Genomic DNA, 22,311 nt, shown 5'->3' with positions numbered 1-22,311 from the left:
AAATGGTATTTACTACACAACATACCCATGTACTGATAGTAGGCGCCGGGCCCTCTGGCTTGATGATGGCCGCTCAATTGCTGCGGTATGGTGTGCAGCCAATTATCATTGATAGCAAGGCAGGCCCAACCAATCATTCAAAAGCATTAGCTGTACAGGCCCGGTCGCTGGAGATCTACCGGCAAATGGGTGTGGTTGATAAGGCTGTTAATAATGGAAAGAAGGCACAGGGTGCTATTTTTAATCACAATGGTGTAGAAGAGGCCACGCTATCGCTACATAATATAGGCGAAGGCTTAACACCCTTCCCCTACATACTCATGTATGAGCAAAGCAAAAATGAACGCCTGCTGCTTGATTACCTTACGCTGAATTGTTGCCCTGTATACTGGAACACCACCCTAACCTCGCTGCAACAAAATGCTGATGGCGCAACCGTTCAACTGCAAAACGCTGAGGGTGAATATACGCTCACCTGCGATTGGGTAGTCGGTGCCGATGGAGCGCATAGCAGTGTACGCAAGCAATTGCAGATCCCTTTTAAGGGCGATACTTACGCGCATTCCTTTTACCTGATCGATGCCAAACTGAATGCATCTTCACTAACCGAAGATCATTTAAATATGTTTCTTGGGGAAAAGAGCTTTACGGCATTCTTCCCCATGCCCGAGCAGGATAGCTGTCGTATCATAGGTAATTTACCCGAAGAGTTCGGCGAAAGGGAGGATGTACAAGTGGAAGAGATGCTGCCCTATCTGAATGCCATTACCAAAAGAACTATAACTCTAATGCAAACCAATTGGTTTACTACCTATAAGTTGCACCACCGCATGGCGGATAATTTCAGAGTGCAACGTTGTTTTCTGATTGGCGATGCGGCACATATCCACTCCCCGGTTGGCGGGCAGGGCATGAATACCGGTTTGCAGGATGCCTATAACCTGGCCTGGAAGCTGGCAGGTGTAGTAAACGGGCAGATAAAACCCACCATACTGGATAGCTATGCCGCCGAGCGTATGCCTGTTGCTAAAGAGCTGTTGAATACTACGGATGCGGCGTTCAATGTCATCATGTCGACCAAATGGTATGCTAAGCTGTTTAAGAAATGGCTGCTGTTCCGTATTTTAGGCTTTGCCTGGAAAAGCGGGAACATCAGGACCGCGTTTTTTAAACGTGTATCGCAGATCGATATCAATTATCGCGATAGCAACATTAACCTGCACCTGAGCAAAAGCACTAAAGTAAAGGCGGGCGATAGGCTGCCATATCTCAAACTTTTCGACGAAAAACAGCATGTAGAAACCGATCTGCATGAGTGGTGCAGCAAACCGGGCTTCACGCTTATTATTTTAGGCAAGTTTGATGAACTGTTCCTGTTCACCATGGCTAAATGGATCACCCAAAAATACGCGGGTAAGCTCAATTTCTTCTACCTGCCGCCCTCAGGTAAAAACCTGGAAGTTTTTGAAACATTTGAAGCCAACCCTCACCAGCAAAAAGCCATAATTGTGCGCCCCGATATGTATATTGGTTATATGAACGATGTGGCCGATATCGGGATGATGGATAGCTATTTGCAGAATGTAGCGGGGGTGAGTGGTTAGTAGTTGATGGTCCATGGCAAATCACCCGCCCGTAGCACCGCCCGTTCAAGCGTCCCACGCTTGAACGGGCGCACTTGTATACTAAAATTATTAGTATTTATCTTAAATTATCTGCACATTTGCACATCCGCATATCTGCACATCAACAAACATGGCTAAAACCAAGATCGCTTACTTTTGCCAAAGCTGTGGCTTTGAATCACCTAAATGGCTGGGCAAATGCCCGTCGTGCCAGCAATGGAATACCTTTGTAGAAGAAATTATTGAGAAAAGTAATGGCTCAGTACCTGACTGGAAAGCCACCTCATCAACCACACAGCAACGCGCCAACAAACCTGTTGAGATCCCGGATATAGTTTTCAGCGAGGAACAGCGCATGCTTACGCCCGATAAGGAATTTAACCGGGTGCTGGGTGGTGGCATTGTCGCGGGCTCATTGGTGTTGATAGGCGGTGAACCGGGCATTGGTAAATCAACCTTAATGCTGCAGTTGGCATTGAGTATGCCTAATCTAAAGATCCTTTATATCTCCGGCGAGGAAAGCGAAAAGCAGATAAAAATGAGAGCCGAAAGACTCGACCCATCGGAGAAGCAGGAACCACAAGCCACGAACCACGAACCCAAAATCAACTTTAATTCCGAAATCAAACATCCGAAATCCGAATTTGGCAAGGGCTGCTATATACTTACGGAAACATCAACCCAAAACATATTTAAGCAGATAGAACAACTGCAACCCGACCTGGTGGTGGTGGATTCTATCCAAACCTTGCACTCTTCGCATATCGAATCAACCCCAGGCAGTGTATCGCAGGTGCGGGAATGCACCGCCGAGCTATTGCGTTTTGCCAAGGAAAGCTCTACACCCGTATTCCTGATTGGCCATATTACCAAAGATGGTATGATTGCAGGGCCTAAAATACTGGAGCATATGGTTGATACCGTTTTGCAGTTTGAGGGCGACAGACATCATGTTTACCGCATTCTGCGGGCTGTTAAAAACCGCTTTGGTTCAGCATCAGAGCTGGGCATTTACGAGATGCTGGGCGAAGGCTTGCGTGAGGTATCAAACCCCTCAGAAATATTGTTATCACAACGTGATGAGCCGTTGAGCGGCATTACTATATCTGCCACACTGGAGGGCATGCGCCCTATGCTGATTGAGACGCAGGCATTGGTAAGTACATCGGCCTATGGCACACCGCAGCGCACCGCCACCGGCTTTGATACCCGCCGTATGAACATGCTGCTGGCTGTGCTCGAAAAGCGCTGCGGATTTAAACTGGGCGCCAAAGATGTATTCCTGAATATAACAGGTGGCATCCGGGTTGAGGACCCGGCTATCGACCTCGGTTTAGCTGCGGCTATCATCTCATCTCATGAAGATATCCCTATCCCTTTTAAAACATGTTTCGCCGGCGAGATAGGTCTCTCAGGCGAAATACGCGCAGTAAACCGTGTAGAACAACGCATTGCCGAAGCGCAGAAGCTAGGCTTTGAACAGATATTCATCTCCAAATACAACCTGCCATCAGGCGGGAAAGATAAGAAACGGATAGACCTTACCCGCTATGCCATTGAGGTACGCACGGTAGGTAATATTGAAGAAGTATTTGGCTTGCTGTTTGGCTAAACTAAAAAGACCTGGCGCAAATAATTGCGTCAGGTCTTTTTAGTTTATAATATCCTATTTGTTATTGTTGTATAGCTCCGGTTACTTTGCGGATAATATTGTTGTTATAATCGGCCACATAAATATTACCATTATTATCAATGGTTAATCCCTGCGGACTAGAAAATTTCGCGGCTGTACCTGTGCCGTCAACATAGCCTGCGGTATTAGCCGAGCCTGCTAATACATATAATATCTTGCTTGTAGTTATTTCAAGTATGCGGCCACTCTGGTCTGCTATATACAGATTGCCTTTGCTGTCAATTGATATGCCTGCAGGTGTGCCTACTATAGTTGTTTGTACAGGGTTGCCCACAAGGGTAGTAACCACTTGTGCCGGGCTTATTTTTCGTATAGAATAGTTTCCGGCATCAGCCACATAAACGTTGCCCGAAGCATCAACTGCTACGCCTTTAGGGCCATTAAATGAGTTATCAGAACCTGTACCATCAAAATAATAAGCTGCGCCCGAACCCGCAAAGTTGCTGGCAACCCCTGCTGCAGTTATTTTGCGTACAAGGTTATTGCTGCGGTCGGCAACAAAAACATTTCCGCTGGCATCAACACATAGCCCCTGCGGGTTGTTAAATTCAGCTAATGTAGCTGCACCATTTACATAGCCGCGTGTTCCGTTACCGCAGAATGTGCTGACTACACCCGCAGTACTAATTTTACGTATCACGTTGTTACCTAAATCAGCCACATACAAATTACCCTGGGCATCAATAGCTATTCCTTGTGGAGCATAAAACTCAGCGCTTGCAGCAGGGCCATTCAAAAATCCTGCATTGCCGTCGCCCGCATAAGTAGTAGTAACTCCAGTTGATGTGATTTTTCTTATACGATTATTAAAGCCATCAGCTACATAAACGTTGCCCTGCGCATCGGTAACTACACCTTGGGGATTTGCAAATAATGCGCTTGCTCCGCTTCCGTCAAAAAATCCGCCTGTTATGCTGCCTGCTAATGTGCTTACATTAGTATTTATGCCTGTAACGTTGTTAGTTTTGAATGTTATAATAGCTCCGTACGCTGTACCGGCGCTATTGGTTGCATATGCCCTTACATAATAGGTTGTAGCAGCTGTTAAACTTTTTAATGTGCTTGTAAAGCTTTTTGTACCAGCAGGGTTGTTTACCAGGGTATCAGATGTTTTGGAATCTGATGTTGTTGGCGTTTGGTTTGATGAACTGTAGCAAACACCAGCTAATGTTATATCAGCACCACCATTGTTGGTTATTACACCTCCGCTTTGCGCGCCTGTGGATGTTAAGTTTACTATTAATCCGTTTGTTGATAAAGTAGCTAAAACTGCCGGTGTAGTAGTATCTGTTTTACCACAACCGTTTATAATCAATAATATAGATAAACTAAATGCTGATAAAAGTACTTTGCTTAATAAGGGGCTTTTCATGTATATATAAGGTGACAAATAATAAAGATTTTTATATGTTATAAATTAAAACTCTGACCATAACGCTGATCTTGCAAAAGTAGTATCCTGATGGCTTATACCAAGCCGCACAAAACTAACTGCGAAGTTATCGTATTGGATTAATAAGTCAGTAATATTTTAGATACTTTCACATATTTTAACGTTTTAAAGCGCTGATTTTGTTGCGTTGAAACTATGACGGCTGTTTATTGTTCCAATAATTAGTTAATAAAGCCACTGTCGTTATGAAATTATTGTATTTACTTGTTGCCCTGTTCTTATCAATTGGTGCCGGGGCACAGCAACATACACCCTTGCCACATGGCACGGTTTATGGCAAAAAACCCAGCATAACCAGTATGATGCCCGCCACAAAGCTTGAAGCGTATATGGGCAACAGAACCCGCATAAGTACAACCATTGAAGGCAAAGTAATTAAAGTCACCAAAACAAAAGGTGGCTGGTTTGAGCTGGATGCAGGCAACGGAAAGATCATTAACGCGCATTTTAAGGATTATGCCGTAACCATACCAACCGATTTAAAAGGCCGTACAGTAATTATTGAGGGTGTGGCCCAGAAACAATTTATTGCTGATGATGGTCAGCATTTTGCCGGAGATACGGTTGCAGGGAAAAAGCAGCATAACGTAAATGCCAACCCTAAACAAAGCCTTACTTTTGAAGTTAGCGGGTTAATGGTGGATAAGTAAGCGGAAAGGCGAAAGCGTAAAGCTTAAAGGTTTTGGTATTGTGCTAAAAGTAGAGGCAGTGAGATTCCCTCCCTTTGGAGGGGTTATCTTGTCCGTCCGCTTTCCTGACCGATACCTGCGAACAAACTCCGGACAAACCTATCCCCACTGCACCAATGAACAAATTCCTCTTTTAGTGCAATTCTTGTGTTAAAAACGGGGAAGAAGAGGTCTGTGCGATTCCCTCCCACGGGAGGGAATCGCACAAAAAAGGCCTCTGCTTTTTAAAGTAGAGGCCTTTGATATATTATTTGCTCAAATACATTGATTTCTCTTTATACAGATGCCTGAAGTATGGATCCTGCAGGTTAGGTATAAAGCGGATCGCTTCGCCGGTTGATTTCATCTCAGGGCCGAGTTCCTTGTTTACTTCAGGGAACTTATCGAATGAGAACACCGGTTCTTTTATCGCGTAGCCCCATAGCTTGCGCTCAATGGTGAAGTCTTTTAGCTTGTTTACACCCAGCATAACTTTGGCAGCTATGTTAATGTAAGGCACATCGTATGCTTTAGCTATGAATGGTACCGTACGTGATGCACGCGGATTAGCCTCTATCACATACACCTTATCATTCTTGATAGCGAATTGTATGTTCAGCAAGCCAAGCACGTTTAATGCTTTGGCTATTTTAACCGTATATTCTTCCATCTGCTGTATAGCGCTATCAGAAAGATCAAACGGTGGCAACACCGCGAATGAATCGCCTGAGTGGATACCGGCAGGCTCAATGTGTTCCATCATACCTACTATATGCACATCATCGCCATCGCTTATCGAGTCCGACTCCGCCTCAGCCGCACGATCAAGGAAGTGGTCAATCAGTACACGATTGCCTGGCAGGTTCTTTAACAAGCCTACAACAGCTTTCTCCAGGTCCTCATCGTTTATCACAATGCTCATGCCTTGTCCGCCTAATACGTAGCTTGGGCGTACAAGTACCGGGTAACCAACTTCATGTGCAACTTCCAGTGCTTCTTCAGCGCTTTCGGCTACGCCATATTTTGGATATGGGATTTCAAGTTCTTTCAACAGGTCAGAGAAACGACCGCGATCCTCAGCGATATCCATGTTATCAAACGAGGTACCGATGATCTTGATGCCATGCTCGTGCATTTTCTCTGCCATCTTCAAGGCAGTTTGACCACCCAGCTGTACTATCACACCATAAGGTTTTTCCAGTTCGATGATCTCCCGCACATGCTCCCAGTAAACCGGCTCAAAGTACAGCTTATCTGCCATGTTAAAGTCGGTTGATACCGTTTCAGGGTTACAGTTAACCATGATGGCTTCAAAACCTGATTCCTTGGCGGCAAGCAGACCGTGAACGCAGCTATAATCAAACTCAATACCCTGACCTATACGGTTAGGACCTGAGCCCAATACTATTATTTTCTTTTTATCTGATGCTACCGATTCATTCTCGCCTTCGTAGGTTGAGTAGTAGTAAGGTGTTTTGGCCGAGAACTCTGCAGCGCAGGTATCCACCATTTTATAAACCCTTTTTATACCCAGTGCTTTGCGGCGCTGGTAAACATCTTCCTCGGTAACATTACCCAGTATGTAGGCGATTTGTGTATCCGAGAAACCTTTTTGTTTCAGGGTGAATAAGAAGTCTTCAGGGATATTATTCAGTGAGTAACGGCGTAGTTCTGTTTCCAGGTTCACTACATCCATTATCTGGTTCAGGAACCAGCGATCTATCTTAGTTGCTTTTCTTACCGACTCAATCGGCACACCCAGGCTCAAGGCATCATAAATGTGGAACAACCTGTCCCAGCTTGGATGCTCCAAACTGTGCATGATCTCTTCCAGGTTGCGGCTCTGGCGACCATCCGCACCTAAGCCGGCACGACCGATCTCCAGACTCTGACAAGCCTTCTGTAAAGCCTCGATAAAGCTGCGACCTATACCCATTACCTCACCTACCGATTTCATTTGCAGGCCCAGCTCGCGGTTGGCACCTTTAAATTTATCAAAGTTCCAGCGTGGGATCTTTACGATCACGTAATCCAGCGTCGGCTCAAAATAAGCTGAAGTGGTTTTGGTGATCTGGTTTTCTATTTCATCAAGGTTGTAACCTATGGCCAGCTTTGCAGCTATTTTAGCGATAGGGTAACCGGTTGCTTTTGATGCCAGTGCCGATGAACGTGATACACGCGGGTTGATCTCGATGGCGATGATCGCCTCATCAGCCGGGTTAACCGAGAACTGTACGTTACAGCCCCCTGCGAAGTTACCTATGGCGCGCATCATTTTGATGGCCTGGTTACGCATTTCCTGGTAGCAGCGGTCGCTCAGGGTCATGGCTGGTGCCACGGTTATCGAGTCGCCGGTATGGATACCCATTGGGTCGAAGTTCTCGATAGAGCAGATGATGATCACGTTGTCATTACTGTCCCTCAATAGCTCCAGCTCATATTCCTTCCAGCCTAAAACTGCCTGCTCCACCAAAACCTCATGAGTTGGCGATGCCTGCAAGCCACGGCTCAGGGCTGCGTCAAAATCTTCTTTTTTATGTACAAAGCCTGCGCCTTTACCACCCAGCGTATAGCTTGGGCGTATAACCAGCGGAAAGCCGATCTGCTGCGCTGCTTCTTTACCTTCTAAAAACGAGTTGGCAATTTTTGATGTTGCCACCCCTACGCCAATATCAACCATCAGCTGGCGAAAGGCCTCGCGGTTTTCGGTCTTCTCGATGGCTGCCAGGTCAACACCTACTATCTTTACGCCATACTTTTCCCAAATACCCTGCTCGGCAACGCTTATGCACAGGTTTAGCGCTGTTTGGCCACCCATGGTAGGCAATACAGCGTCAATCTGTTGTTCCTGTAATATTTTCTCAATACTTTCAGGCTCAAGTGGCAGCAGGTACACATGGTCGGCAATAACTTTGTCGGTCATGATGGTTGCCGGGTTGCTGTTGATGATAGATACGGTGATACCTTCGTCCTTTAACGAAAGCGCCGCCTGCGATCCGGCGTAATCAAATTCACAAGCCTGGCCTATAATAATAGGGCCTGAACCAATGATCAATACGTGTTTAATGGAGGTGTCTTTGGGCATAGTTGTTAAACTTTTAGTCTTAAGTTTTGGGTCTTAAGTCGCGGTCCGGTTAAGGACTGTAAACTACCGACTGTGAACATGAAATACTATGCGCTGAAAGCGAAAATCCCGACTTCTCAGCGTCGGGGTGCAAAGATACGCTTTATGCTAACATTTTAACACTTTTTTTCGAAAAGTTATCAGCTATTGTGGAGAGGGTAAATTTTCGGTGTAAGGTTGGCTTAAGTTCGTTATTGGCGGGCTGAGATTATAGTAGCAGTAAATTCTTTTGGATGAGTATAGGTAGCCAAATAATGTACTACATCATGGTATATTACCGCAATTATTAATAGATTGTAAGTGCTATGTGGTAGTGGTTTTATTTTAGGGCGTTACCTGCGGCCCGGGCTGTACGCTCATACTGCACAGGCATTAATCACGGGGCCGGTATCCGCTGCCATCCCTAACGCGGAGCTGCAACGCGCTCCGCCGACTCACCCGGTCTTCGCTCAGCCGCTCGACCACCCTCTCTGCCGCAAGCGGCAAAGAGGGTAAAAGACTCTAGCTACCGCAAGCGTCCCGCTTGCGGTAGCGGGGGCAGTTTATTTTTGTTTCCAAGAAAGAAAACTACTTGTGATTTTTTTAAATTCTGCATCAAGCATAGCTTCAGCATTGGTAGGAAGTTTAGCTATTAAATAGTCAAGTGCTTCAATGTATCTTTCCGTTACTAACGTTGACCTAACCAATGTCAGAAGTTCGATAAACTGCCTGACTGAGATACCATTTCTCAGCTTTGTTCTAATTCTGGTGGTAGTGATTAGATGGATAAATTCTGGTATAAATTCCTCTCTCATTAGCCCGAAAAATTTATCATATAAAGGCTTTCCTTTTGGCGAAACACCATTTTCATGACTATACCCCCTGCCTATACGGCATTGCATTACAACTTCTATTAAATCTTTTGAAACTTCAGCAGGTAGATCTGTAGGAGAACTAAGATACGTCATAATCTTAGTTATAATAGGAGCCTCATGATAATAATTGTCGTATCCAGCATTTGCAGATATTAAATCATCTGTCAGGTCACTTAAAACGGAAATAACTTCAGTTTTTGGCCGATAACTATTGCCATTAACTAAATCAAAGAAATCATTACCTTTTTCGTATTTATATGTGTGTAAATTTGTTTTATAGCCCTGTAATATTATACCAAGTTTATTTTTTATTGCATCTTGTGATGCATCCCATAATGTCGGCGCAATTAAAGAGATATTTTTTCTCAATGTAGGAGAAGTGTCTTCCGAAACATAAATTCCGAAAACTGTTTGCAATATTCGACTACAATGGTACGAGCTAAGTTTTTGTAATTCAGGAACAACACTATCTAAGACATTTTGGTCTAATACAGTTGCTTGGGTTTTTATATTATCAATAAAGCCCTTAATTTGTATTGCTCGCTCTGATGGTTGATCATGAAGCACTTCTTTAACACAAGTACTCAACCAACCCAATAATTCGTAAGCATTTATTATTGCATTTGTAGGATGAGAAATACCAATATCATTTCTCATGTCCAATATATGAGAAAGCTTTTTATATGTTGTATCCGAAATTAATTCTAGTTTATTGCAAGTTGTTAATAATGTTTTATCTTTTATTCCAGCTAAATCCTCTTCAGACGAATATGAAGATCTTATACTTGGTCCTACTGCTGCATCATAAAAGATATCAAGTCCGTAAGCAATAACTTTTTTTCTTAAAGCCAACGTTACTTCATTCCATATAGCGTTCAAGGAATAATCAAATAACCCAAATCCGGCGCCAACTACATATTTAGAAAGATATCTTGCATCTGATTTTATCTCATCTGGAAGATTAGCAATTAGATCAGGTAAATTCTTATTTATAATAGCTCTTTGTTCATCATTTGCGATTATATTATCAGATGGCAAACCAATGCTTTCAAGAAAGGTAACTATATTCTTCTCAGGAACGCCAACGACTAATTGATCTTCCTTTTCTATTTTGTAAATTTCACTCATATTATTAATTATTTAAGAAGCCTAGTTTGCACTTAAGAACTAAACTTTATGTTATAAACAAATTTACAATAAACAGGACATGCATTGTAAGTGAAGAAAAAATAAGACATTCAAATTAAATATGTTATCTACCCAATGCCACCGCACTCATGCCACGCACGACCAAACCCTGAAAGCGTCCGCAAGTGTTCGCATCACCCTATCCCCCTAAGCGGACGAACGGATTAGCATTCATTCTCTCCGCCATCGTCATTGCGAGCGATAGCGTGGCAATCCCAAACTGTACAGAGCGAAGGGATAAGCTTGGTTAACTTGCATAGTCGGGGATTGCCACATCGTTCCACTCCTCGCAATGACGCTTGGTGAGAAGGTGTGGCCGGAAATGTTCGCAACTAGCGGCCCCCGGGAACGGACGGACAAAACATAAACGAGCACTATTGGTCGCCCTTATTATCAAAAAGTTCCCCTCTCAAACGCTTAGGGCACCAAAACTATACCCTGCCTCGCTCCATACCTCCATCGCCTTTGGCAAAACATATTCCAGGCGGTTAAATGCTTTCAGACTGTCGTGGAAAACTACGATGGAGCCGCTTTGGGTGTGCTTTAAAACACGCTGTAAACATTTCTCCGGTTGCAGGTTAATATCAAAGTCGCCGCTGAGCACATCCCACATCACCATTTTAATGCCGGGTATCGCATTTTTTAGTAGTTTTATCTGCTCTCTTTTTATCCTGCCATAGGGCGGACGAAAAAGTTTTGTATGTAGTAATTCATCAGCTTTTAATGTATTTTTGAGGTAATCCTGGCTATCTGTTTTCCAGCCTTTTAAATGGTTGTAGGTATGATTGCCGATGGCATGGCCATCAGCCTTTATCTGTTCAAAAATGTCAGGGTGTTTGCGTACATTATCGCCGATACAAAAAAAGGTGGCTTTGGCATTATACTGTTTTAAAATATTTAATACAAACGGTGTAACAATAGGTATGGGGCCATCGTCAAAAGTGAGATAAATGCAAGGTTTGTCCTGTTTCATATCCCATATAAGTTGGGGATACAGCTTTTTTAGCAGCAAGGGTGTTTTAAACAGGTACATTTTTTTAGGTAATAGTTGATGGTTCATAGTTCATAGCAGCCTGTCCATTAACAACATTAAGTATAATTTTATTAAAGGCACGGGTCTATCACAAATCCGTGAACGGACAAATATAACCTTATGGCACAACATATATTAAAATTTAAAAAGGCAATTCTACTCGGTATTATGCTTACTGCAATTGGTTTTACCGCCAATGCCCAGCAGGTAATAAGCCTGCAAAAAGCAGTCAACCTTACCTTGCAGCGTAACCTAACCATACAACAGGCACAGGTAACCCAGTCATTAGCTGCCCAGGATGTTGACCAAAGCAAGTATAATTTATTACCCAGCGCAAGTGCAAATCCAACAGCCGGTTGGGGTTTTGGTCGTAGCCCGGTAGCAGGTGCTTATGTGTATGCCAATCAAACAATTTTTAACGTAAATGCCAGCGCGGCAGTGCAGGTTACGCTTTTCCAGGGCGGGCAGCTGCGCAACCAGATCATCGAAAACAAACTCATACTCGATGCTGATAAAACAAGCGTAGAGAAAGTAAAGAACGACCTTGTTTTAAACGTGGTGACCGATTATCTGCAAATACTGGCAAATATGGACCTGATAACTGCCGCCAAACAGCAAATCGGCATTGCGAATATTACGCTCGACAGGTCGCAGAAAAGCTTTAACGCCGGTAACCAAACCCTTGCCGATCTTTCGCAGGCAAAAGCGGGCCTGTCAACCGCGGAGCTTAACCTTACAACGGCGCAAAACCAATATGCTTCTTCTATCCTGACATTAAAACAGTACATGGAAATGAGCCCCGACTCGGATATTATTGTTGAGAAACCCGATGTAAGCCATTTTAATGATATTAAAACAGTGTTTGATGCTGATGAAGTTGCTAAAACAGCCATGGGCGTTAACCCCGATGTGCACCTGGCTGAATTGCAGGAAAAAAGTTATCAGCAGCAAATTAAAATAGCCAAGGGCAATTATTACCCAACACTGGCACTGTATGGCAACCTTGCATCGTACTACTCAAGCGCACAGGATAAGTTCAGGATAACAGGGCTTACTACACCTGTTGTACAGCCTATAGGTGTGGTTTCATCAACAGGCGCTATTGTTAATAGCTTACAGCCGGTATCAAACCCTATTTACGGGCCATATTCATTTACCCGCCAGTTTGATGATAACTTTAACCAAAGCGTAGGCATTAGCTTGCAGATACCTATTTTCAACCGCTTTACGGCACGTACCTCGGTAAGGAAAGCTAAGCTTAATTACGAATACGCGCAAATAAGCACCCAGCTTGCACGCAATACCTTAACCAAAACTATTTCGCAGGCGGTGCTGGATGTGGAGTCGGCAGAGAAAAGTTATCTATCGGCCATACAAACTTACAATGCCAATAAAGAGGCTTTTAACATAGTACAGCAAAGGTATAATGTAGGGTTGGTGAACTCGCTTGATTATAATACCTCATTAACCAACTACAACAAGGCCGAAACTGATATGATACAGGCCAAATACACGGTTATATTCAGAAGCAAAGTAATTGACTATTATTTGGGTATACCGATAACGTTGTAAGATAGAAAAGTCCGAAAGTCGGGAAGTCAGTAAAGACCGAAAGTCAGGAAGTTGGGCTTACATAATAAGACAAGAAATTAAAAAAAATAAAAAATCCGAAATCGAAAATCCGAAATCCGAAATCAAACGCATCATGGGAAAAACTACAAAATATATATTAATAACGGTTGGCGTGGTAATCGTTTTACTGGTGATAGGTAAAATGACCGGCCTGTTAGGCGGCCAAAGCAAAACGCAGGTGGCAACCGAAAAAGTAGCCGTACGCGACATTGTTGAAACCGTTACCGCCAGCGGCAAGATAAAGCCGCACCTTGAAGTGAAAATAAGTGCCGAGGTTTCGGGTGAGATTGTTGAGCTGCCTGTAAGGGAGGGCGATGTGGTTAAAAAAGGCCAGCTGCTGTGTAAAATAAGGCCCGATGCATTAAAATCTGCTTTTGAACGTAACGTGGCATCATACAATACCCAAAAGGCAAGTGTAGGCAACTCAAAACAATTGCTGGCACAGGCACAGGCTACTTATGATAACCAGGCTTCCATCTACAAACGCGATCAAACACTTTTCGATAACAAAGTACTTACAGCAGCCGAGTTTGATGCTGCCAAAGCAAGCTACGAAGGTGCGAAAGCCGGGCTTGAAGCTGCCAAACAAAATGTTATCGGTTCAAACTATGGCCTGGCGCAATCATCAGCATCGGTACAGGAAGCTCAGGCAGACCTGGACAAAACCAGCATTTTTTCGCCTATTGATGGGGTAATATCAAAACTATCTGTTGAAAAAGGTGACCGTGTGTTGGGCACCATACAATTTGCCGGTACTGATATCATGACTGTATCTGATCTGAGTAAAATGGATGTAAATGTTGATGTAAACGAGAATGACATCAATCGTATAGAGCTTGGCGATTCATCAAATATTGATGTGGATGCATTTGTGGATAAAAAATTCTCAGGCGCTGTATCAGAAATTGGTAGCTCGGCAAATGTGGTGGGCACCAATGCCGATCAGGTTACCAACTTCACGGTTAAAGTGCGTATCAACCCTGAATCATACATGGCATTGCTTAACAAAACTGCTACTAACCCTTCACCTTTCCGCCCGGGATTAACTGCTACAGTTGATATCAGGACCAATCACGTGCATGGCATAACCGTTCCGATACAATCGGTAACTACCCGCGAAGAGAAAAAGGCAACTAAACCAGGTGATGCCAGCAGCAGCGATGATGACAAACAGGTAAAAATGAGTACCGTTGTTAAGGAATATGTATTTGTATACAATGCCGGCAAACTGAAACAGGTATTAGTTACTACAGGCATACAGGATGATAGCTACATACAGGTATTAACCGGCCTTAAAAAAGGCGATGAAGTAGTATCGGCACCATACTCCGCTATATCAAAAACATTGAGCGATGGCATGTTGGTTGAGAAAGTTGACAAATCAAAACTATTTGACAAGCCAGCTGATAACTAGAAGGATTGATATGAGATTTGAGATGGGAGGCCCGCGTTTGCACCACGCAAATTAGAAGTTTCCTATCTCATATCTAAATACCATGGGTGTCCGACGGAAATATTTCTTACAAATACTGAGCGTGGGGTCATGCTGAGGCACTCGAAGGGTAAGCGTAGAGGCCTTTGCCCGCATGCTTCGAGTGCCTCAGCATGACTCCCTTTTTTAATCTTCAGAACGCTTACAAATAAAATCTCAAATCTAACATCTCATATCTCACATCTACCTATATTTGTCCTGCCCGGAAAAACAATTTCCAGGCAGGACATTTTTATTTTGTTGATGATTAAGCAAAAAAATAAGATCACGGTTGTAGGCGGGGGCAGTTGGGCTACTGCTAATGTTAAAATGCTCTCGGACAATGTTACTGAGAAGGAGATTTTTTGGTGGATGCGCAGCACGCAAGCGGTTGAGCATATCCATAAATTCGGGCACAACCCTAATTACCTGAGCTCTGTTGATATTAAAGTACCCACAGCCAATATCTCAACCAATCTTAAAGAACTGATAACACCGGCAGATTTTATATTGCTGAATGTACCTGCCGCGTTCCTGAAAGATGCATTAAAAGGTATTACCCCTGCTGATCTGGCAGGCAAAAAAATAGTATCAGCCATAAAAGGTATAGTACCCGATGAAAACCAGATCATCGGCGAATTTTTAAACCAGCATTACAACGTATCATTTGATGATTTTGTAGTGATCAGCGGGCCATGCCATGCTGAAGAAGTGGCGCTTGAGAAATTATCTTATTTAACAATTGCCTCGCGCGATATTGAGCTGGCAGCTGAGTTTGCCGGGATGATAAATACCCGCTATATTAAAACCAATGTATCCGACGATATATATGGCACAGAGTACGGCGCTGTACTAAAAAATGTATACGCTATTGCCAGCGGCATATGCCACGGCATAGGTTATGGCGATAATTTTCAATCGGTATTAATATCAAACGCTATACGCGAGTTGGAACGCTTTGTTGATACCGTACATCCTATCGACAGGGATATAAAAGAATCGGCCTATCTGGGTGATCTAATGGTTACTGCTTACTCCCAGTTTAGCCGTAACCGTACCTTTGGCAACATGATAGGCAAGGGCTACACCGTTAGATCGGCGCAATTAGAAATGAACATGATAGCCGAAGGTTATTATGCTGTAAATTGCCTACACGAGGTAAACAAAAACTACAAAGTACACATGCCTATTTGCAACGCTGTATATAATATTCTGTACCAAAAACATTCCCCTGCATTAGAAATGAAACATTTAGCCGAAGAATTGAGTTAAGTATATATCACAACATAACTCAATTAACAAGCAACATGAAAAACTTATTTAAGATTGCATTTTTAGCAACAGGATTATTCGTGGCCACTCAAAGCCATGCACAAAGTACAGTAAACAAAGACGCCAAAGCAGTTGGCCACAAAACATCAGAAATTGCCGCTAAAGGTAAAGCCGCTGTTGTTGACAAAAAATATAAAGGCAAAACGGGCCCTAAAGGCCAAACTATTTACATTGATAAATATTCTCATTATTATTATGTAAATTCAAAGGGACATAAGTATTACTGTAAAAAATCGGAATTAAAAGACCGATAATCTGGAATTAAACGTTTGTTGCCATGAAAAACTACCCCTTGATATTTGTGCACGCAGCATGTGCATTTATACTATTTACCCCGGCATGTAAAAATACATCAAACAAGAAACTGGTAGGCGAGTGGCATTCAAAGGCCGATGGCAGCAAACTTAAAATTACCGACAAGTCTTTCGCCCTGGAGAGTGATTCGCCTGATCCGGAGGATTATTTTATTAAGGGTGATACTATTTATACTTCATTTGAGGGCAATCTGCCCTATACCAAATATGCTATAGTAAAGGTCGACGAGCATCAGCTGGAGTTGGTTACGCCCGATTCGGCAACCATCGCATTTACTAAATAAAACGAAAGCCCCCCGGATCTTACGACGGGAGGCTTCATCAAACTAAACTAAACTAAACAAACTCAAATGCTTCTGTTAAGAAGCAATATGAAAACTAAAATCTTCTGCGGCGTTCAGGGCGATCTTCACGGCGTTTGCCTGAAAAATCACGGAAACCACCACCAGCTGAACCACCTGCATTACTGCGCTCACGGTTAAAGCCGCCTTCACGACGTTCGCCGCTTCCGCTTCTTTCACCACCACCTGAACGGTTATAGCCACCTTCGCGACGTTCGCCACCACCTGAACGGTTGTAGCCACCTTCACGACGTTCACCACCTGTACGGGTGCTGCTGGTACCTTCGCCTGATACTTCTATTCTAACTTCGCGGCCTTTAAAATCAATACCTTTAAAGCCGGTCATTACTTTCTCAACATCATCATTGGCAACTTCAAAGAAAGAGTAAACACCCTTTACATCAATTTTACCAACTGTGCGGCCGCTTATTTTGGTGTTATTGCAAATGTAACCCAGCAAATCGCCACGGTTAAATTCATCAACTGAACCTAAGTTTATAAACAAACGGGTAAATTCTGATTTACCACCGCTGCGTGGAGCACGTTCTCCGCGTTCGCCACGCTCACCACGTTCTTCAAACGGACGGCGCTCTTCAACGGCAGCGTTCAAATCAGGTGCGTTTTTGTAATATTCTAAAAAGCGGTTAAACTCTAATGATGCAAAGCGTTTAATAATATCTTCCTTGCTCAGCTCTTTGAACTCTTCCATTATACGTGGAGTGTACTGTTCAATTTGCTGCTCATTAACTTCAACATTGTGTACTTTATGTACCAGGGCAAACAATTGTTTTTCAACAACGTCAAATCCTGTTGGTATTTCAGCTTTAATAAATTTCTTGCCGATAACTCTTTCTATCTGGCGGATTTTACCAAGCTCCTTACCGTTGATGATAGAAATTGATACACCTGTTTTACCTGCACGGGCTGTACGGCCGCTACGGTGGGTGTAATTCTCCAATTCATCAGGTAATGAATAGTTAATAACGTGTGTTACATCATTAACATCAATACCACGTGCAGCAACATCAGTAGCAATTAATAATTGCAGGCTGCGGTCGCGGTAGCGTTTCATTACTTTATCACGTTGTTGTTGTGATAAGTCACCATGTAAAGAATCGGCATTGTAACCGTCTTTAATTAATGACTCAGCAATTTCCTGAGTTTCAATTTTGGTACGGCAAAATACAATACCGAAAATTTCAGGGTTAAAATCAACAATACGTTTAAAAGCGGCATACTTGTCACGGGCACGGATGATGTAATATTCGTGCTCAATGTTAGCATTACCTGTGTTTTTTGTGCCCATGGTAAGCTCATGCGGATCGGTCATGTATTTTTTCGCGATCCTGCGAACTTCGGCAGGCATGGTGGCTGAAAACAGCCATGTTTTTTTCTCGTCGGGCGTAGTAGAGAGAATACTGTCAATGTCTTCCTGAAAGCCCATGTTGAGCATTTCATCAGCTTCGTCTAAAACTACAAACTTAACCTTCGAAAAATCAATCGCTTTACGATTGATGATATCAAGCATACGCCCGGGTGTAGCAACAACAATTTGCACACCGCGTTTAATCTGGCGTAATTGATCTGAAATACTTGCTCCACCATAAACAGCAACAACGTGTACGTTGGGCATATTTTTGGAGTAATTGTTCAAATCATTAGTAATTTGTAAACAAAGTTCGCGCGTTGGGCACAATATAAGTGCCTGCGGATAGTTTTCTTCGAAATCCAGTAGTTCTAATAATGGCAGTCCAAAGGCAGCAGTCTTACCGGTCCCGGTTTGGGCTAATCCGACAAAATCGTTGCTGCCTGTTAACAATACCGGAATTGACTGTTCCTGGATTGGCGTAGGATTTTCAAATCCTAACTCAGAGATGGCATTAACAATATCATGACGGATTCCCAGTTCAATAAATGGGTTCATGAATTTAAATAACGAATTTGGCAACATCGCCAAATCGGGCGCAAAGGTAGCGCTAATTATTTACAATTCAAAGAAAGGTTTTAGCAAGAGCGTATCCATTGATTAATAGCCGCTAAATGGTGATAAATATATGACAAACGCGGGGTCTTATTTTGCCTTTTTAGCTATACCGGCAACCCTGCTGGTGTTATCCTTAACAAAAGTTTCCCAGCCTGAGTAAGCTTTCTTACTGGTGACCTTTCCGCTTTTACCAACGGGCACGCGCTGAAAGGAATGGCAAACGGCCACTGCCAAACCATCGGTAGCATCCAAAAACTCCGGGGTTTCTTTAAAACCAAGCAAAGTTTGCAGCATGTTTGCCACCTGTTCCTTTGTGGCATTACCATTACCGGTTATGGATTGTTTTATTTTGCGGGGAGCGTATTCGGTAATAGTAATATTGCGCGATAATGCAGCTGCCATACACACGCCCTGCGCGCGGCCCAGCTTTAACATTACCTGGATGTTTTTACCGTAAAAAGGCGCCTCAATTGCCAGGCAATCGGGGTGATAGTTATCAATAAGGGCAACGGTTTTTTCAAATATGCGCTGCAACTTCAGCATGTGATCGTCTATCTTTTCCATCTTCACCACGCCCAGGCTGATCAGTTCCACTTTTGAGCCGACTTCTTTCACCAGTCCATAACCCATTACCGACGTACCCGGGTCGATGCCTAAAATTATCCGCTCTTTTTGGTTGATCTGCTGCATATTTTCTCTTTTGTCATTCTGAGCGATAGCGAAGAACCTGAACGCCTGGCATCCGCCTGAAAGTTTCTTCGCTATCGCTCAGAATGACATGTTTTGTTGTGCCCAGACTTACGAAGTTTTAAACCGGCGTAGCCCTCAATGAGACCATTGAAAACAGACAACACCGAATTAAACTTCGTAAGTCTCTATCCCTTTACTCCCTATGTCATTGCGAGGAGGAACGACGAAGCAACCTCGTCGCGTTCAATATACAGGCGACGAGGTTGCCACGCTATCGCTCGCAATGACAGGGAGGAGATGGTTCGCTAAGTTAAAAATTCATTAACCATTCCCACGCAGCAAAGCCATATATTCTTCACGGGGTATCATCCTTGCACCCATTGATTCCAGGTGCTCAGTATGCACCTGACAATCGATTAATTTATATAAGCCACTATTACATAACCATATCAGCGCGGTTTTTGATGCATTGCTAACGCGACTAAACATACTCTCACCACAAAAAACATGACCAACCTGTACACCATAAAAACCGCCGACCAAACTCCCCTGTTCCCAAACTTCAACTGAATGCGCATAGTCTTCGGCATGTAATTGCTTGTAGGCGGCTTTCATATCTTCGGTGATCCAGGTGCCATCCTGCCCTATACGTTCAACAACGGAGCAGGCTTCAATAACATCGCTGAAAGCTTTATTCATGCTGATGGTGAATTTACCCGACCGCAGCACTTGCCGCATACTTTTTGAAACCTTCAGTTCATCCGGAAAAAGCACAAACCTTTCATGCGGCGAATACCATAGTATAGGCGAATCATCGCTATACCAGGGGAATATACCATTTTGATAAGCCAGCAGCAAACGTTTGGTCGACAAGTCGCCGCCAACAGCCAGCAAGCCATCTTCCTCGGCCAAAGCAGGTTCCGGAAATAGTAAACGTTCATCAAGCCTGAATATCATCAGGAGCAAATTTACGCCTTGCGATGTATTACCAGCTTTTTATTTTGCGCTTTGGCAATGGCATCCATGTATTGCTGCATTTCGGTATATTTTGCAGCCGGTATAACCTGGTTTGCTAAATTAAATTTAGCGGTGCTGACCACTTGGTTTTTAGCCGCATCATAAACAAATTTTATGTCATAATCACCATAAGTAAATTTCAGATGCTGGTTAGCAGGCAAGGTTTCTACCTCAAAGCCAACAGGCAGATCGATGGTGGTTACGCAGGTTTTTATCCTTGGAAAATCAAAGCAATAATCACTTTTTCTTTTTTCTGATATAGGTACTGTTAAATTCCACAATTCAAAAATATTGGTATGATAAAACTGTTTGTCGCCGGAGGCAATATCATATAGTTTGTCATATTCCAGGTTCAGGTCTAATTCCTTAATTCCATCTTTATCATTACCATATTGAAAATTAAAGACTGAAGGCTGCCTCATGCTAAGATCATTTAACAGATCATCCTTTTGCTCATCCTGTTTTTTATATCCCATTTGGATGTATTCTTCCCTGTACTCACCTGTGCTTAAAATTTTCACCTGCGCTTTGGCCCCGCCATCAGCATCAAGCACAACGTGCACTTCGCTGTTAAACTGGTTATCTTCGGGTTTACTCTTAGGTGTGTTTACCAGTTTACCGCCATCTTCTGTAATCAGCAGCGCATTACGGTTTTCAGTAAATGGCCCCGGCTGGCCAAATTGCCGGGTAGTCATGGTGCAATCAAGCCAGGTAGTATCATTTTTAAATGGAATGCACAAAATTTCATGGTTAAACTGATTTTTCGGAAAAGCAGGATCTGATGATAGTCCGTTAAAACCAGCGTACACCACCGCCCAATAAGACGGGATATTTACAGCCTTTAACAAAGCATACATATAATTGGCCAGCGCTTTACAATCACCATACTTTTTGGTATCCACAAAATTGGCATCAAACGGTTTCCAACCCCCAATTCCTAATTGTACACTTACATAACGTGTATTTTGTTGTAAATACTGATATAAAAACTTCGCTTTCTCTTTATCCGTTTTAATGGTATCGGTCATTTTTCTTATTTCAGCTACGCGTTGCGGGCTTAGCGTACAAACATCCTTATTTAAGCCATATACCCATTTGCCATAATCCTGCCATGTACTTATATTGCCCGGATAACCATCGCAATTAAAAGCATTTGTGCCAAATGAAACGAAGGGAATTACTGAGGTCATTAAAACATTCTCCTCCTTTTTAATGGCCTTTAAATTTTTCACCTGCCAAGTGTAGGTATCATAATCATCAGCCTTGCCTTTCTCAGCGTTAAGCTTAATGTTAGTGTATTTATACCTGAAGCCTATAGCCGGTTTAGCCAGCACCTTATAGGTTTCATTTTGTACCGATTGCTCTATATTTTGTATATACCAATTATCCAGACTTATAAAACTACTTATATCCTCTTCATACTCCACCTCAATTGTTGTTGGGTAACTTGCTACAGTATGCTTAAGGTCGAGGTAACGCTCATCATTGGCTACATCCCAACCACCTATGAGTGCATAATCATAAAAGTCGCTTTTGTGATACTTTTTTACCTGCACCCCATTTGCATCAAAGGCACGCACATCTATAAAACTATAAGTATCATACTTTTTATTATAGGTGTATCGTATGTTAGCTTCGTCATCGCCTTTTTCATTCAAAATGGTAATCAGACTATGGTGTTTAACTACTGCTTCGCCCGGCCCTTTTATGGTTACTTCGTCAATTGAGTAACGTACAATTGAATTAGCATCCTCTTTTAAAGAATCGGGTATACCCGCGGCAGTATAAAATTCCTTCGGAATAACATCCTGGCAATTGCCCTTAGTGCCAACAACACCTGCCAGAACAACTGTTAACAACAAGCCATTTAAAAATTTACGCATAACAGTAAT

The 22,311-nt window shown here is 43.0% G+C and carries 16 protein-coding genes; 8 read left to right on the top strand and 8 right to left on the bottom strand.

Features of this window, described 5'->3' with window-relative positions:
- The first annotated feature begins 2 nt into the window (after positions 1 to 2).
- Complete coding sequence (locus tag BLU33_RS01100) at positions 3 to 1,604, top strand: FAD-dependent monooxygenase (protein ID WP_091367912.1); 1,602 nt, start codon at positions 3 to 5, stop codon at positions 1,602 to 1,604.
- 151 nt (positions 1,605 to 1,755) lie between these two features.
- Positions 1,756 to 3,237 carry a DNA repair protein RadA gene (radA, locus tag BLU33_RS01095; RefSeq protein WP_091367910.1) on the top strand — a complete coding sequence of 494 codons (1,482 nt, stop codon included), beginning with the start codon at positions 1,756 to 1,758 and terminating at the stop codon, positions 3,235 to 3,237.
- A 61-nt stretch (positions 3,238 to 3,298) separates the two neighbouring features.
- Here radA and BLU33_RS01090 read toward each other — a convergent pair whose 3' ends face one another.
- Positions 3,299 to 4,690 carry an NHL domain-containing protein gene (locus tag BLU33_RS01090; protein WP_091367908.1) on the bottom strand — a complete coding sequence of 464 codons (1,392 nt, stop codon included), beginning with the start codon at positions 4,688 to 4,690 and terminating at the stop codon, positions 3,299 to 3,301.
- A gap of 266 nt (positions 4,691 to 4,956) precedes the next feature.
- Here BLU33_RS01090 and BLU33_RS01085 point away from each other — a divergent pair, with 266 nt between their 5' ends.
- A complete protein-coding gene (locus BLU33_RS01085; protein ID WP_091367906.1) occupies positions 4,957 to 5,421 on the top strand; it encodes a DUF4920 domain-containing protein in 465 nt (154 codons plus the stop codon).
- 286 nt (positions 5,422 to 5,707) lie between these two features.
- Here the strand turns inward: BLU33_RS01085 and carB are convergent, their stop codons facing one another.
- From carB to BLU33_RS01070, 3 genes are all read right to left on the bottom strand, one after another.
- Entirely contained in the window at positions 5,708 to 8,524 is a 2,817-nt protein-coding gene (gene carB, locus BLU33_RS01080; protein WP_091367904.1) for a carbamoyl-phosphate synthase large subunit, read from the bottom strand.
- Positions 8,525 to 9,105: 581 nt separating this feature from the next.
- Entirely contained in the window at positions 9,106 to 10,545 is a 1,440-nt protein-coding gene (locus BLU33_RS01075; RefSeq protein ID WP_091367902.1) for a hypothetical protein, read from the bottom strand.
- Positions 10,546 to 11,014: 469 nt separating this feature from the next.
- Complete coding sequence (locus BLU33_RS01070; protein WP_091380064.1) at positions 11,015 to 11,638, bottom strand: polysaccharide deacetylase family protein; 624 nt, start codon at positions 11,636 to 11,638, stop codon at positions 11,015 to 11,017.
- A 120-nt stretch (positions 11,639 to 11,758) separates the two neighbouring features.
- Between BLU33_RS01070 and BLU33_RS01065 the strand changes: the two genes are divergently transcribed.
- The 5 genes from BLU33_RS01065 to BLU33_RS01045 all read left to right on the top strand — a co-directional run bounded on the left by BLU33_RS01065 (position 11,759) and on the right by BLU33_RS01045 (position 16,671).
- A complete protein-coding gene (locus tag BLU33_RS01065) occupies positions 11,759 to 13,210 on the top strand; it encodes a TolC family protein (protein ID WP_091367900.1) in 1,452 nt (483 codons plus the stop codon).
- A 133-nt stretch (positions 13,211 to 13,343) separates the two neighbouring features.
- A complete protein-coding gene (locus BLU33_RS01060; protein WP_091367898.1) occupies positions 13,344 to 14,684 on the top strand; it encodes an efflux RND transporter periplasmic adaptor subunit in 1,341 nt (446 codons plus the stop codon).
- Between the two features lie 321 nt (positions 14,685 to 15,005).
- Complete coding sequence (locus BLU33_RS01055) at positions 15,006 to 16,013, top strand: NAD(P)H-dependent glycerol-3-phosphate dehydrogenase (protein WP_091367896.1); 1,008 nt, start codon at positions 15,006 to 15,008, stop codon at positions 16,011 to 16,013.
- Positions 16,014 to 16,048: 35 nt separating this feature from the next.
- Positions 16,049 to 16,327 (top strand): hypothetical protein, encoded by a 279-nt coding sequence (locus BLU33_RS01050; RefSeq protein ID WP_091367894.1) that lies wholly within the window; start codon positions 16,049 to 16,051, stop codon positions 16,325 to 16,327.
- A 23-nt stretch (positions 16,328 to 16,350) separates the two neighbouring features.
- Positions 16,351 to 16,671, top strand: a complete 321-nt coding sequence (locus BLU33_RS01045) for a hypothetical protein (protein ID WP_091367892.1) — start codon at positions 16,351 to 16,353, stop codon at positions 16,669 to 16,671.
- A 94-nt stretch (positions 16,672 to 16,765) separates the two neighbouring features.
- Here BLU33_RS01045 and BLU33_RS01040 read toward each other — a convergent pair whose 3' ends face one another.
- The 4 genes from BLU33_RS01040 to BLU33_RS01025 all read right to left on the bottom strand — a co-directional run bounded on the left by BLU33_RS01040 (position 16,766) and on the right by BLU33_RS01025 (position 22,302).
- Complete coding sequence (locus BLU33_RS01040; protein WP_091367890.1) at positions 16,766 to 18,652, bottom strand: DEAD/DEAH box helicase; 1,887 nt, start codon at positions 18,650 to 18,652, stop codon at positions 16,766 to 16,768.
- A gap of 147 nt (positions 18,653 to 18,799) precedes the next feature.
- On the bottom strand, positions 18,800 to 19,402 hold the full coding sequence (gene ruvC / locus BLU33_RS01035; RefSeq protein ID WP_091367888.1) for a crossover junction endodeoxyribonuclease RuvC: 603 nt from the start codon (positions 19,400 to 19,402) through the stop codon (positions 18,800 to 18,802).
- Between the two features lie 321 nt (positions 19,403 to 19,723).
- Positions 19,724 to 20,359, bottom strand: coding sequence for a leucyl/phenylalanyl-tRNA--protein transferase (gene aat, locus BLU33_RS01030; RefSeq protein WP_091367886.1), 636 nt, complete (start codon positions 20,357 to 20,359; stop codon positions 19,724 to 19,726).
- An 11-nt stretch (positions 20,360 to 20,370) separates the two neighbouring features.
- A complete protein-coding gene (locus BLU33_RS01025; protein WP_091367885.1) occupies positions 20,371 to 22,302 on the bottom strand; it encodes a DUF3857 domain-containing protein in 1,932 nt (643 codons plus the stop codon).
- Positions 22,303 to 22,311 lie beyond the last annotated feature (9 nt).

The sequence above is a fragment of the Mucilaginibacter mallensis genome (genome assembly GCF_900105165.1).
Taxonomy (GTDB): Bacteria; Bacteroidota; Bacteroidia; order Sphingobacteriales; family Sphingobacteriaceae; genus Mucilaginibacter; species Mucilaginibacter mallensis.
This window is presented reverse-complemented; position numbering and strand designations above follow the sequence as displayed.

Excerpts from the sequence above, each read along its gene's own strand:
- BLU33_RS01100 (WP_091367912.1), top strand. The coding sequence starts at position 3 with ATGGTATTTACTACACAACATACCCATGTACTGATAGTAGGCGCCGGG.
- radA (WP_091367910.1), top strand. The coding sequence starts at position 1,756 with ATGGCTAAAACCAAGATCGCTTACTTTTGCCAAAGCTGTGGCTTTGAA.
- BLU33_RS01090 (WP_091367908.1), bottom strand. The coding sequence starts at position 4,690 with ATGAAAAGCCCCTTATTAAGCAAAGTACTTTTATCAGCATTTAGTTTA.
- BLU33_RS01085 (WP_091367906.1), top strand. The coding sequence starts at position 4,957 with ATGAAATTATTGTATTTACTTGTTGCCCTGTTCTTATCAATTGGTGCC.
- carB (WP_091367904.1), bottom strand. The coding sequence starts at position 8,524 with ATGCCCAAAGACACCTCCATTAAACACGTATTGATCATTGGTTCAGGC.
- BLU33_RS01075 (WP_091367902.1), bottom strand. The coding sequence starts at position 10,545 with ATGAGTGAAATTTACAAAATAGAAAAGGAAGATCAATTAGTCGTTGGC.
- BLU33_RS01070 (WP_091380064.1), bottom strand. The coding sequence starts at position 11,638 with ATGTACCTGTTTAAAACACCCTTGCTGCTAAAAAAGCTGTATCCCCAA.
- BLU33_RS01065 (WP_091367900.1), top strand. The coding sequence starts at position 11,759 with ATGGCACAACATATATTAAAATTTAAAAAGGCAATTCTACTCGGTATT.
- BLU33_RS01060 (WP_091367898.1), top strand. The coding sequence starts at position 13,344 with ATGGGAAAAACTACAAAATATATATTAATAACGGTTGGCGTGGTAATC.
- BLU33_RS01055 (WP_091367896.1), top strand. The coding sequence starts at position 15,006 with ATGATTAAGCAAAAAAATAAGATCACGGTTGTAGGCGGGGGCAGTTGG.
- BLU33_RS01050 (WP_091367894.1), top strand. The coding sequence starts at position 16,049 with ATGAAAAACTTATTTAAGATTGCATTTTTAGCAACAGGATTATTCGTG.
- BLU33_RS01045 (WP_091367892.1), top strand. The coding sequence starts at position 16,351 with ATGAAAAACTACCCCTTGATATTTGTGCACGCAGCATGTGCATTTATA.
- BLU33_RS01040 (WP_091367890.1), bottom strand. The coding sequence starts at position 18,652 with ATGAACCCATTTATTGAACTGGGAATCCGTCATGATATTGTTAATGCC.
- ruvC (WP_091367888.1), bottom strand. The coding sequence starts at position 19,402 with ATGCAGCAGATCAACCAAAAAGAGCGGATAATTTTAGGCATCGACCCG.
- aat (WP_091367886.1), bottom strand. The coding sequence starts at position 20,359 with ATGATATTCAGGCTTGATGAACGTTTACTATTTCCGGAACCTGCTTTG.
- BLU33_RS01025 (WP_091367885.1), bottom strand. The coding sequence starts at position 22,302 with ATGCGTAAATTTTTAAATGGCTTGTTGTTAACAGTTGTTCTGGCAGGT.